8 protein-coding genes are annotated in these 12,467 nt (G+C 64.9%); 1 reads left to right on the top strand and 7 read right to left on the bottom strand.

From position 1 onward, the window contains the following. Positions 1-4: 4 nt before the first annotated feature. The 6 genes from glgX to glgA form a co-directional block, all read right to left on the bottom strand. Entirely contained in the window at positions 5-2,176 is a 2,172-nt protein-coding gene (gene glgX / locus QZ497_RS11670) for a glycogen debranching protein GlgX (RefSeq protein ID WP_295474716.1), read from the bottom strand. Between the two features lie 148 nt (positions 2,177-2,324). Further along, positions 2,325-2,681 (bottom strand): DUF2934 domain-containing protein, encoded by a 357-nt coding sequence (locus tag QZ497_RS11665; protein WP_295474713.1) that lies wholly within the window; start codon positions 2,679-2,681, stop codon positions 2,325-2,327. Between the two features lie 17 nt (positions 2,682-2,698). After that, complete coding sequence (locus QZ497_RS11660; protein ID WP_295474710.1) at positions 2,699-5,485, bottom strand: malto-oligosyltrehalose synthase; 2,787 nt, start codon at positions 5,483-5,485, stop codon at positions 2,699-2,701. After that, positions 5,482-7,560, bottom strand: coding sequence for a 4-alpha-glucanotransferase (gene malQ / locus QZ497_RS11655; protein ID WP_295474707.1), 2,079 nt, complete (start codon positions 7,558-7,560; stop codon positions 5,482-5,484). Before malQ ends, QZ497_RS11660 begins: the two co-directional genes overlap by 4 nt. After that, on the bottom strand, positions 7,550-9,364 hold the full coding sequence (gene treZ, locus QZ497_RS11650) for a malto-oligosyltrehalose trehalohydrolase (protein WP_295474704.1): 1,815 nt from the start codon (positions 9,362-9,364) through the stop codon (positions 7,550-7,552). Before treZ ends, malQ begins: the two co-directional genes overlap by 11 nt. 17 nt (positions 9,365-9,381) lie before the next feature. Next, positions 9,382-10,980 carry a glycogen synthase GlgA gene (gene glgA, locus QZ497_RS11645; protein ID WP_295474701.1) on the bottom strand — a complete coding sequence of 533 codons (1,599 nt, stop codon included), beginning with the start codon at positions 10,978-10,980 and terminating at the stop codon, positions 9,382-9,384. Between the two features lie 564 nt (positions 10,981-11,544). Between glgA and QZ497_RS11640 the strand changes: the two genes are divergently transcribed. Continuing rightward, positions 11,545-12,036 (top strand): GNAT family N-acetyltransferase, encoded by a 492-nt coding sequence (locus tag QZ497_RS11640; RefSeq protein WP_295474698.1) that lies wholly within the window; start codon positions 11,545-11,547, stop codon positions 12,034-12,036. 88 nt (positions 12,037-12,124) lie between these two features. Here the strand turns inward: QZ497_RS11640 and QZ497_RS11635 are convergent, their stop codons facing one another. After that, positions 12,125-12,295 carry a DUF6026 family protein gene (locus QZ497_RS11635; protein ID WP_295474695.1) on the bottom strand — a complete coding sequence of 57 codons (171 nt, stop codon included), beginning with the start codon at positions 12,293-12,295 and terminating at the stop codon, positions 12,125-12,127. Between the last annotated feature and the right edge of the window lie 172 nt (positions 12,296-12,467).

Raw genomic sequence — 12,467 nt, 5'->3', positions numbered from 1 at the left:
GCGGTCACTCCTGATCCTCGTGCTGCACGCCGAACAGCAACAGGGACCGCGGCGTGACGGTGTAGCGCGTGCCGAAATCCAGACGCTGCTTACGCGGGGTGTCCTCTAGGTTGGTGTCGATCAGGCAGGTGTAGTGCGTGCCCTCCGGCACTTCCGGCAGGGTGAAGTCCACGCCTTCGTGGTGGGCGTTGACCACCAGCAGCAGGGTGGCGTCCGAGCCGGGACGACGAATACCGGTTTCCTGGGCACGGCCGTCCATCAGCATGCCCAGGCAACGGCCGTTGCGGTCATGCCATTGCTCGACGCTCATCTCATTGCCGTCCGGGGCCAGCCAGGTCACGTCCTTGACGCCGATCTCCTCGTTGTAGTCGCCGACCAGGAAGCGGCTGCGGCGCAGGATAGGGTAGCTCTGGCGCAGCTTGATCACGCGTTTGACGAACTTCAGCAGGGCCTCGCCGTCGCTGTCGAGGTTCCAGTTCACCCAGCCGATCTCGCTGTCCTGGCAGTAGGCGTTGTTGTTGCCGTGCTGGGTGCGGGCGAACTCGTCGCCGGCGACCATCATTGGCGTGCCCTGGGCCAGTAGCAGGGTGGCGAAGAAGTTGCGCATCTGGCGCAGGCGCAGGGTGTTGATCTCGGCGTCATCGGTGGGGCCTTCGACGCCGTGGTTCCACGACAGGTTGTTGTTGCTGCCGTCCTGATTGTTCTCGTCGTTGGCTTCGTTGTGCTTGTCGTTGTACGAGACCAGGTCATGCAGGGTGAAGCCGTCGTGGGCGGTGATGAAGTTCACCGAGGCCTGTGGTCGGCGCCCGCGCTGGTTGAACATGTGTCCCGAGGCGGTCAGGCGTGCGGCGAAATCGGCCAGCTGACCCTCGTCGCCCTTCCAGAAGGCGCGCACGGTGTCGCGGAACTTGTCGTTCCATTCCATCCAGCCCGGCGGGAAGCCGCCGACCTGATAGCCGCCGGGGCCACAGTCCCAGGGTTCGGCGATCAGCTTCACCTGGCGCAGCACCGGGTCCTGACGGCAGGCGACCAGGAAGCTGTGGCGCTCGTCGAAACCGTCGTGGTAGCGGCCCAGAATGGTCGCCAGGTCGAAGCGGAAACCGTCGACGTGCATTTCCGAGGCCCAGTAGCGCAGCGAATCGGTGACCATTTGCAGCACGCAGGGGTGGCTGAGGTCCAGGGTGTTGCCGGTGCCCGAATCGTTGATGTAGTAGCGCTTGTCGTCGGGCATCAGGCGGTAGTAGGAGGCGTTGTCGATACCGCGCATCGACAGGGTCGGGCCCAGTTCGTTGCCTTCGGCGGTGTGGTTGTAGACCACGTCGAGAATCACCTCCAGTCCGGCCTTGTGGAAGTGCGCGACCATTTCCTTGAACTCGGCGATCTTGCCGTGGGCCAGGTAGCGCGGGTCCGGAGCGAAGAAGGCGATGCTGTTGTAGCCCCAGTAGTTGGTCATGCCCTTCTGCAACAGGTGCTGGTCGTTGACGAAGGCATGGATCGGCAGGAACTCCACCGACGTGACGCCCAGCTTGCGAATGTGGTCGATGACCTCCGGCACCTTCAGGCCGAGGAAGGTGCCCTTGAGTTCTTCCGGCACCGCTGGGTGCAGCTTGGTGTAACCGCGTACGTGGGTTTCATAGAGGATGGTCTTGTCCCAGGGGGTGCCGACCCGCTGGTCACGGCCCCAGGTGTACGCCGGGTCGATGACCTTGCTCTTGGGCACGAAGGGCGCGCTGTCGCGTTCGTCGAAGCTCAGGTCGCCATCCGGGTGGCCGATGGTGTAGCCGAACAGCGACTCGGACCATTTCAGCTGACCGACCAGTTGCTTGGCATAGGGGTCGATCAACAGCTTGTTGGGGTTGAAACGGTGGCCGTTGCGCGGATCGTAGGGGCCGTGTACGCGATAGCCGTAGACCAGCCCCGGATGCGCGTCGGGCAGGTATCCGTGATAGATCTCGTCGGTGTATTCGGGCAGCTCGATGCGCTCCAACTCGATCTCGCCGGTGGCATCGAACAGGCATAGCTCGACCTTGGTGGCGTTGGCGGAAAACAGCGCGAAGTTGACGCCCAGGCCGTCCCAGTTGGCGCCCAGGGGGAAGGGCAGTCCTTCACGAATACGCGGGCCCAAGGGTTTGTACTCAGCAGTGTCGGGGGCATTTTTCTGGGACGAGGTGCTCATGGTGATTTCCTGAAAACAGATGAATTCCGGGCGGCCGAAACCATTGCCACCGCCCAACGGGCGCGGCACGGCTGAACTGGACAATGTTTTGAAGGGTGCCGCAGGGTCGATGCCCCTCGCAGGGCCTGACGCTGCGGCACCGCCGGGGTCAAGAGGCGGCGGGCTTGCGCGGTTTTTTCACCGCGGCAGGCTTGGCTGTTTCGCCGTTGGCGGCGGCGGGTGCCGGCTTTGGCTTGGCGGCAGGTTTCGCGGCGGCCTTGGCGGCTGGCTTGGCAGCGCTGGCGGTCTTGGGCTTGGCCGCCGGCTTGGTGTCGGCGGGGCCATCGACCTTGGGCAATTTCGGCTTGCTGGCGCTGCGTGCTGCGGTCTTGTCAGGGGCCAGCGCTTCGGCCTCGGCCAGCTTGCGGGCCATTTCCCAATGACGCGCATCCTGGCCGTGGGGCCGACCCTCCGATTCCCATATCTGATACGCAAATTCGCGGATTCTCTTTTCGTCGGCACTCATCTCGACACTCCCGGGTATCACTGGTTTTGAATGAACAGGTTTACGGAAAATTCCTTGAGCGCTGTGCTGAGCGGCAGCTCCTTATCGCTCATGGCCAGACGTTCGCCGAACAGGCCTTGCCAGGTCCGACCAGGTTCGGCGAAGGGCAGCGCAATCCGCGTGTCGCCCCAGCTATCGGCCTGTATGAATGGAGTTGGCGCAGTCCCCAATAGTTCAGAGAAAGTGCGCGGCACGATCACGATGGCCCGCTGGCCTTCAGCCACACGAGCGAAGGCCAGCACCTGCGCGGCATGCTGGCCGCTGACCTGAAGCGGTACATAGTCGCCCCTGGCGAACAGCTCGGGGTGCGCGGCGCGTTGCTGCAAGGCCCTGGCAATGAGCACCTGTTTGATGTGGCCATTGCGCCAGTGGCTCAGCAGCTCGGCCGCCGAGCCTTGCTCTGCCAGTGCCTGGCGGCGCAGGCCGTAGTCCACCGGGCGGCGATTATCCGGGTCGACCAGGCTGAAGTCCCAGAACTCGGCACCCTGGTAAAGGTCGGGCACGCCGGGTACGGTCACGCGCAGCAGCGCCTGGGTCAGGCTGTTCAGCGCGCCAGCCACAGCGATGCGCTGCGCCGTGGCGCCCAGCGACTGACGCAGCGACTGGGCTTCGTCGGCCAGCAGCAGGCGTTCCAGAAAGCCGCGGCAGGCACTTTCATAGGCCTGGTTGGGCGCCGACCAACTGCTCTGCAGCTTGGCTTCGCGCAGGGCCTTTTCCTGCCAGCGCAGCAGGCGTTCCAGGTATTCCCGGGTCGCCGCCTCGCCTTCAAGCTCCAGCGGCCAACTGCCCAGCAGCGCCTGGTAGAGCATCAGTTCGTCGCCACCACTGATGAGCACGTCGCCGTCCTTGAGCGGCTGTGCCAGCTGGCGCCAGCGCTCGACCTGCTCGCCGTACCAGCCGGCCAGCTCGCTGAGCACCGCCAGGCGCGCACGGGTGTCCTCGCCGCGCTTGTGATCGTGGGTGGCGGTGGCCAGCAGGTTGTCGGGGAACTGTGCCAGGCGTTGCTGGCAGGCCTGGTGAAACGCCTCGGGCGAGGCGCTGAAGTGCCCTGGATGGAAGCCTACGTCGTTGCGCGACAGCAGCACCGCCGAGCGATAGAACGAGGTGTCTTCCACCGATTTGGCGGCCACTGGCGAGGTCAACTGCTGGAAGCGCACGCAGGCGTTGCGGTACAGCTTGCGCAGCTTGCCTCTGGGCAGCGAACGCCAGGCAGTGCCGCCCAACCAGCGCTGCAGCCAGTCGAGTACCGGCCAGTCACCTTCGTTCAGGGTATTGCGCGCGCCCTCCAGGGCCTGCTGGAAGACGCGTTCGTCTTCGCGGCTGCGACCGCACACGCTGATGTAGGTGCGGTACACCGGAAAATGGCAGACCAGGGCCAAGAGTGCGCGACGGATCGCGCCCAAGGTCAGGTCGCGGCTCATCAGGTCGCTGCGTGCCACTTGCAGCAAGGCCTGGGCGACATTTTCGAAATCGCCGGCCAGGCTGCCATGCAACACCAGGTCGCGGGCCACCCGTTCCTCGTCGGCGAAGCAGGCGCTGCGTTCGCTGATGCGGCTCCACAGTTCAGCCAGTGGCGCCTCGCCGTCCGGATCGTGTTGCAGCAGCGACACCTGGTTCATGAATTCGTAGCCGGTGGTGCCGTCCACGCCCCAATCCTGGCGCAGGCTTTCGTCGGCGCCGAGGATCTTTTCGACATAGATCGGCAGGTGTTCGAGGCGCGCCTCTTCCGGCCGCTGGGCCAGCAGGCCCTGCACACGACGGCGCAGCTTGCGGCAGTAGCCACGTGGGTCGGCCAGACCGTCGACGTGGTCGATACGCAGGCCGTCCACCAGGCCCTCGGCGACCAGCTGGAAGATCTTGCCGTGGGTGGCCTCGAACACTGCCGGGCGTTCGACGCGCAAGCCGCCCAGTTCGTTGATATCGAAGAAGCGCCGCCAGTTGATGTCATCGCCGGCGGTGCGCCAGCTGGCCAGCCGGTAATGCTGGTCCTCGAGCAACCGATGCAGGCGCTGGAAACCCTCGGGCTGGCGTGAGTCGAAGCGTTCCAGGGCCTGTTGCGCGGCCTTGGCGGCCGCCGGATCGCGCAGGCGCTCGGTCAGCTTGTGGCGCAGTTGCCGTGCTCGCTCATAGGCTTGAGGAAATTCCGCCAGCGCGTCGAATGCCTCTGCCAGGGTCTGCAGCCCGTCATCGCCACAGCCCTTGAACACGGCGCCATAGCTGGTGGGGCAGATCGGGAAGTGGTGCTCGTAATGCTCGATGTACAGGCGCCCGGCCGCGGCATCCAGGCGCAACGGGATCTCCCCGGCCTGCAGCGCGGCACCGTAGTCGCTGCCGAGAAACGGCAGCAGCAGCTGGCCCTTGAGCAGCGGGTCTGGCGAGTGCCACTGGATGTCGAAGAAGCTCGCATAGGGGCTGCCGCGCCCCCATTCCAGCAGGTCCAGCCACCAGGGGTTGTCGGCACCGCCGACCGCCATGTGGTTGGAGACGATATCGAGAATCAGCCCCATGCCGTGCTCGCGCAGGGTCGCCACCAGGCGGCGCAGGGCGTCTTCGCCGCCCAGTTCGGGGTTGATCAGGGTTGGGTCGACCACATCGTAACCGTGCATCGAGCCGGCCCTGGCCTTGAGCAGCGGCGACGCATAGAGGTGGCTGATGCCCAGGCTGGCGAAGTAGGGCACCCATTCGACGGCGTCGTCGAGGGTGAAGCCTTTGTGGAACTGCAGGCGTTGGGTGGCACGCAGAGTCATGGGGGGGTGGGGGTTCATCGGTCACGCTCCGCAGCTTGCTGACGCGCCTGGGAAAGCAGTTCCAGGCGTCGGGCAGCGTCTTCCTGGTCCAGCAGGGTGTGGCTGGCGGCGGGCAGTCGGCGCCGCCAGTTGGGATGGCTGTCTATCGTGCCCGGCAGGTTGGCCTGCTCCAGCACGCCCAGGGCATCTTCGATCGGCAGCAGCACCAGCGGCGCGCGGGTATGCCCCAGGTAACGGATGCTGGCATCGATGATCAGCGCGCTGTCCTCGGTGTCAGCCGCAAAGCCTTGGTTGTTCTGGCTCAGGGCATGGCGCAGGCCGTCGTATTCGCGGCTGCGCTCTTCACGCCAGTGGCGCTCGGCCTTGGCGTCGACGTGCCCCAGGCGGCTGTGCCACTCGATGTCCAGCTCGTTGATCCAGCCGGCCAGGGTCGGCAGGTCGTGGGTGCTGGTGGTGGCCAGGGCATCGGCAGACCAGTCGAGAATCGGCTTGAACTGGCCATGCTGCTGTTCGAACAGCAAGACGCGCATGCCGAGAATGGCGCGGCTCGACAGCTTGTCATGCAAGCCTTCGGGCACCGTGCCGAGGTCTTCGCCGAGCACGATCGCCTTGTGCCGCCAGGACTCCAGGCACAGCAGGCGCAGCATGTCGTCCAGCGGAAAATTGAGGTAGGCGCCTTCCTTGGGCGACGCGCCGACCGGGATCACCCACAGGCGTTGCAGGCCCATCACGTGGTCGATACGCAGCCCGCCGGCATGCGCGAAGCTGGCCCGCAGCATCTCGATGAAGGCACGAAAGCCATTGCGCTTGAGACCTTCGGGCGAAAACGCCGAGATGCCCCAGCTCTGCCCCTGGCGGTTGAGCACGTCCGGTGGCGCGCCTACGGTGAGCGCCGAGAGCAACTCGTCCTGGCGGCTCCAGGCCTGGCTGCCGGCGCCATCGGCACCCACGGCCAGGTCAGCGATCAGGCCGATGCGCATGCCGGCGGCACGGGCGGCGGTCTGGGTGCGCTCCAGGCCGCGGGCGATCAGCCATTGCACGAAGGCGTGAAAGCCGATGCCTCCCGCGTGGGCGGCGGCGAACAGCGATACCGCCTGGCTGCGCGGCTGCTTGAAATCTTCCGGCCATTCGTGCCAGTTGGCGCTGATGTTCAGGCTGGCGGCGGACTCGCGAATGGCTTCGAAACGGCAGTGATTCTCCAGGGCTTCGCCACCGGCGTGGCGGAAGCTGGTGAAGTCCTCCTGCAAGGGATGCGTGCCGGCACTGAACGCCTCGTAGAGCTTGCGCAGGGCCCGCCATTTGGCGGCGGCCGCCGCTGGCCAGTCGATCAGCGGCAACGCTTCAAGGCGCTGCAACTCGTCGGCCACGCCACTGTCTTCGATGGCCTGGCGCCAGGCGCGTTCGCCGAGCAGGGTGCCGGGGGAGGCGTACAGCGCATTGAAAAACAGTCGGCTGGAAGGCGAGTAGGGGCTGTAGCGCTGCGGGTCGTCGGCGAACATCGCGTGCATCGGGCTGATCGCCAGGGCGTCGGCGCCGCGTTCACCGGCGCTGCGCACCAGGTTCTCCAGGGCCTGGGTATCACCGAACCCGCCGTCACCTTCACGGCGCAGGCTGTAGACCTGAGTGGTCAGGCCCCAGGCCCGTGGGGTGTCATCGTCGCAGGCCATGGCCATGCTGTAGCAGGTGCGTGGTGCCACGGCGATGGTCAACTGCTGGCCATCGATCTCCAGTTGCTGATAGCCCACCGGCGCCAGAGCCGGCAACACGGCGTCAGCATCCAGCGCCGAGTTGATCGAGGCACCGTCTTCCAGGTGCAGGGTGAACGGAGTATGCGGGGCGAACCAGGCCGACAGGTTCAGGGGGCTGTCAGCGTCGACGGTCAGCAGCGGCGGGGCGCTGCCACCGTGGCGTTCGGTCTGCAGGCGCTGCAGGCTGGCGTCGATGGCTTCGCGGCTGCCGGCCGGGTAGCCGAGGGCTTCGAGTACGTTGCACAACACTTCGGGGCTGACGGTCTGCGGGCGGGCGTTGGCGTCGACCCAATGCACCGACACACCCACTGCGGTCGCCAGTTTCTCCAGTTGCTCATTGCTCATCCTGAATCTCCGCTGAGTCTTGCTGCGACAGGCTGACAATGGCCGTCCAGGGTTCGAGGACACCGTGTTGCGAAGGTTCTGTCGAATGTGCCGGGCTGCGCCACAGGTAGCGTTCGGCCGCCGGGCGCGGCAGGGCGAGCGGTTGTGCGCCAAGGTTCAGATCGATGCGCAGCACCTGGCCATCGCCCATGCGCCAGCGTGCGCTGACCGCGCCATCGGCGAGCACTTCGGTGCCCAGGGCGAAGGCGCCGGGCAGGCGCGGAATGATCTCGGCATGGCGGATCTGCAGCAGCTGCTGGTAGAGCGCCAGCCACTGGCGGTGCTCCAGGCCCTGGTCGGTTTCCAGGTCGAGTGCCGCCAGGGCCGGGCGTGAGGCCTCGAAGGTGTGTGGGTCGTTGGGGTCGGGAATCGCTTCGCGGCGCTGTGGATCGTTGAAGGCCGCGAAGTCGGCGAATTCGTTGCGACGGCCTTCGCGCACCGCATCGGCCAGCTCGCCATGGTGGCTGGTGAAGAACAGGAAGGGCTCGCTGGCGGCCCACTCATCGCCCATGAACATCAGCGGAATCATCGGCGCCAGCAACAGCAGCGCGGTGGCCGCCTGCAGCGCCTGCGCCGGTGCCAGGCGTGGCAGGCGCTCGCCCAGGGCGCGGTTGCCGATCTGGTCGTGGTTCTGCAGGAACAGCACGAAGGCCGTGGGAGGCAGGTGCGCACTGGGCTCGCCGCGCGCTTCGCCATGGCGATTGGCCTGGCCCTGGTAAACGAAACCTTCGCTGAGCAGTCTTGCCAGCTTGCGTGTCGGTTGCTGGGCGAAGTCCTGGTAGTAGGCGTCGGTTTCGCCGGTCAACAGGACGTGCAGGGTGTTATGGCCATCGTCGTTCCACTGCGCATCGAAGCCTTCCTCCAGCAGGCCGGCCTGATTGAATTCGTTCTCCAGGTTCAGCCATACATGGCGGCCCGGCTCGATGGCCGCGCGCACCTGGCGGGCAAAGTCCTTGAGAAACTGCGGGTCGTTGATGGCGTGCACGGCGTCCATGCGCAGGCCGTCGAAGCGGTACTCGTTGAGCCACATCAGTGCGTTGTCGATGAAGTAACGGCGCACTTCGGGCCGACGAAAATCGATAGCGGCGCCCCAAGGCGTATGGATGTCTTCGCGGAAGAACTCCCTGGCGTACTCGCCCAGGTAGTTGCCGTCGGGGCCGAAGTGGTTATAGACCACGTCGAGAATGACCATCAGCCCCAGGCCGTGGGCGGTATCGATGAGCTGCTTGAGTTGTTCGGGCGTGCCGTAGGAGGCCTGCGGCGCATAGGGCAGCACGCCGTCGTAGCCCCAGTTGCGGTCGCCGGGGAACTGCGCCAGCGGCATCAGCTCGATGGCCGTGATGCCCAGGGCCGCCAGGCGCGGCAGTTGCCGCTCGACGCCGGCGTAGCCGCCCAGGGCGCCGACGTGCAGTTCGTAGATGATTGCCTCGTGCCAGGGCCTGCCTTGCCAGGTGCTGTGCTGCCAGGCGTAAGCGGCAGGGTCGACGACCCGGCTGGACGTATGCACGTCGCCGTTCTGCGCCCTGGAGGCAGGGTCAGGCACTTCGAGGCGCTGGTCGATGGCGAAGCGATAACCCGTGCCGGCACTGCAGGCGGCTTCCAGGACGAACCAGCCATCAGCCAGGGCCGGCATCGCCAGCCGCTGACCGTCGTCCAGAACCAGAGAAACTTCCTGCGCATCCGGTGCCCAGAGGGCGAAACGCGTGTGTTGCGGGTCCAGTAGAACGGCGCCGTGGCGCCAGTCAGGTTCTGTACGCAGTGGCATCCGTGACCTCATCGATTTCAGTAGTGCAGGGCGACACCCAGGTTTTTCTTCAGCAGCTCCCGGTACAGCTCGGCATAGGGTTCCACGGCTTGCTGCCAGTTGAACGGCGCGGCCATGGCGCGGCAGCGCATGGCGTTGAGCAGTGCCGTGTTGTCGAAGACCTTGAAGGCCCGGTTCAGCGCTTCGGTGTAGCTCTCGACGGTGGACTCGTCGAACAGGAAGCCGGTGACGCCATCCTCGATGGTGTCGGCCAGGCCGCCGGTGTTGCGGGCCACGGGCAGCGAGCCGAAGCGCTGGGCGTACATCTGGCTCAGGCCGCAGGGCTCGTAGCGCGACGGCATGAGCAGGAAGTCGCTGCCGGCGAACATGCGCCGTGCATCGGTTTCGTTGAAGCCTACGCGCACGCTGATGCGGCCGGGGAAGCGCGCTGCCAGGTCCCGCATGGCCTGTTCTTCCTCGGGTTCGCCGCGACCGATAATGGCGATCTGGCCGCCCTTGGCGACGATGTGTTCGGCCACACCGATGGTCAGGTCCAGGCCCTTCTGGTAGACCAGCCGCGAGACCACGGCGAACAACGGGCCTTTGGAAGGCTCCAGTTCGAACAGTTCACGAACGTAGTCGGCGTTGATTTCCTTGCGCAGCCATTCATTGGGCGCGAAGTGGCAGATCAAATGCTTGTCGGTGGCCGCATCCCAGCTGGCGTCGATACCGTTGGGGATGCCGCTGAGCTGACCTTTGTCGGCCTTGCTCTGCAGGAAGCCTTCCAGGCCACACCCGAAGGCCGGGGTGGTGATCTCCCGGGCATAAGTGGCACTCACCGTGGTGATGTGGCTGGCGTAGGCCATGCCGGCCTTGATGAACGACAGCTTGCCGTAGAACTCCATGCCGTCGGGGGTCATGGCCTGCTCGGGAATGCCCAGTTCAGGCGCGACGGTGGGGCTGACGGTGCCTTGGTAGGCCAGGTTGTGGATGGTGAAGATGCTTGGCGTGTCCTGGCCGCGCCAGCGCATGTAGGCCGGGGCCAGGCCGGCAGGCCAGTCATGGGCGTGCACCAGCTCCGGGCACCATTGGGTTTTCACCGCACCAGCGGCGAACTCGGCCGCCGCCAGGCCCAGGCGGGCGAAGCGGATGTGGTTGTCCGACCAGTCGCGGCCATGGCTGTCGCCATAAGGGGTGCCTTCACGCTCGTACAGTTCAGGGCAGATCAGCACATAGATGACCAGCCCGTCCTTCATGTCCATGCGGCCGATCTTGCACGGCGGCAGGGCGGCATGGCCGCCCAGGGAACTGATGATGTGGATCGGGTTGCCGCTGTTGATGACCTGCGGGTAGCCGGGGATCAGCACGCGTACGTCATGCAAGTGGCGCATGGCCCGCGGCAGGGCAGCGGACACGTCGCCCAGGCCGCCGGTTTTCACCAGGTCGGCCATTTCCGAGGTCACGAACAGCACCTTGCGGCGATTGGCCTGCGAGATGCTGTGTTCTGGCAGTTGGGGTGTGGTGGGAAGGTGAAGTACTGGCATCTGGGGCCTGCCCAGTAGTGGTAGATGATTCAGCTCGCCGGCCGGCTGACCAAAACTCTCTCCCTGATGGGTTTTCACAGCGGCGCTTATCATCGTGTTCTCCCGTTGAATCTCAGTGTGTTTGCAGCTTCGTGCGTGCTTCCGGCCAGGTCCTATGGCCCAGTGCACTAGGTCACGCAAGATCAATACCCGTTTTGCTGTCTACCGCAGCTTCAAGGACAGGGTGATGACACCGATTACGAGGTCATCCCTCAGCATAGGCGTGTCTAAGAAGATGACCCGGCGGTTTTTCAGAAGTTTCGACTTTTTTATGCCGAAATGTCTGGCATGCGCCTTGGCGGTCGACGGGCATACGCATTTGTGTGGTAGGCAGCCGGTGAACTGCACCCAAGAGTGCCGGGGCAGAGGCCATCGTGGAGGCGACGACCGGTCGTCGGATCGGGTCGGCAGGTGCCCGATACCGGGGCGGGCGTGAGCGTCAGCGGGGCATGTTGAGTGCGCGATGATTTCCTATGCCTTTTCACAGGGCACATCGAGCGCGATTCTTGTGCACGTGTCGAAAATTCCTACGTAACGATTGGAATACAGTCATCAAGGACGCGTTAGAATCGCCGGCCGAGCAAGCTCGGAAGCACATGATTCGAATCGAGGAAGACAATGCAAAGCCCTGAGGTGCTGGTCCTGCAAGCAAGCTACACCAATCCGGTTCATGCCGATGCGATCGGTGAAATGCTGAACCACTATGCCGAAGATGTCATGGGCGGTGGGCAGTCGCTGCCAGCCGATATCCGCGAGCAACTGGCCAGTGAGCTGGCCAAGCGTCCCCATGCGTTCAGTGTACTGGCGTTCGTCGCTGGCGAGCCGGTGGGTCTGGTCAACTGCTTCGAAGGCTTCTCCACGTTCGCCTGCCGGCCGCTGGTCAACATTCATGACGTGGTCGTGCTGCACAGCCATCGCGGCCTGGGCATCAGCCAGAAGATGCTCGCCAAGGTCGAGGAGATCGCCCGGCAGCGCGGTTGCTGCAAGCTGACCCTGGAAGTGCTGGAAGGCAACGAGGCGGCGCAGGCGGCGTATCGCAGGCAGGGTTTCGACGATTATCAGCTGGATCCGCAGATGGGGCGGGCGCTGTTCTGGCAGAAGGGGCTCTGAAGCTTCTGAAGCCGATGGCTTCGAACGGCCCGTAGACGCGGGCCGGGAAGGGCGGTGGCAGGCTGTTTGAGCCTGCCGGGAAGCGGGATCAGGCCAGGGCCTTGTCCGGACCACCGAACTGGGACTGTTCCAGCAGGCGGGTCATCTGGGTGAGCTTGTGCTGCAACTGGGCGCGTTCTTCTTTGAGGGCGCGCAGCTCGTCGCGGCGGATGGTGACATACAGGGTTTGTGGTGCAAGTGCTGGCAGTAAAGTACCCATTGCTTACCTCGCAAATGGCGGTTTCAACGTCAGAAAGGCTCTTGGCAATGACTATCGATCCCCGACCAGCCGCTGCTCGTCCCCTCTATCGGCTCCGATTCTGATTTCTTTTGCCCGACAATGGAACTTTTTTATTTTTCATGGTCAGGTGACTTTTTCTTCATTTTCCGCC

Origin of the sequence: uncultured Pseudomonas sp. (genome assembly GCF_913777995.1) — a bacterium.
GTDB lineage: Bacteria > Pseudomonadota > Gammaproteobacteria > Pseudomonadales > Pseudomonadaceae > Aquipseudomonas.
The sequence above is the reverse complement of the archived record's forward strand: the minus strand, read 5'-3'. Positions and strand labels throughout refer to the sequence as shown.

Bases quoted from the DNA above. Each gene is read 5' to 3' on its own strand.
- QZ497_RS11635 (WP_295474695.1), bottom strand. From the start codon at position 12,295: ATGGGTACTTTACTGCCAGCACTTGCACCACAAACCCTGTATGTCACC.
- QZ497_RS11660 (WP_295474710.1), bottom strand. From the start codon at position 5,485: ATGAACCCCCACCCCCCCATGACTCTGCGTGCCACCCAACGCCTGCAG.
- QZ497_RS11640 (WP_295474698.1), top strand. From the start codon at position 11,545: ATGCAAAGCCCTGAGGTGCTGGTCCTGCAAGCAAGCTACACCAATCCG.
- treZ (WP_295474704.1), bottom strand. From the start codon at position 9,364: ATGCCACTGCGTACAGAACCTGACTGGCGCCACGGCGCCGTTCTACTG.
- glgX (WP_295474716.1), bottom strand. From the start codon at position 2,176: ATGAGCACCTCGTCCCAGAAAAATGCCCCCGACACTGCTGAGTACAAA.
- glgA (WP_295474701.1), bottom strand. From the start codon at position 10,980: ATGATAAGCGCCGCTGTGAAAACCCATCAGGGAGAGAGTTTTGGTCAG.
- malQ (WP_295474707.1), bottom strand. From the start codon at position 7,560: ATGAGCAATGAGCAACTGGAGAAACTGGCGACCGCAGTGGGTGTGTCG.
- QZ497_RS11665 (WP_295474713.1), bottom strand. From the start codon at position 2,681: ATGAGTGCCGACGAAAAGAGAATCCGCGAATTTGCGTATCAGATATGG.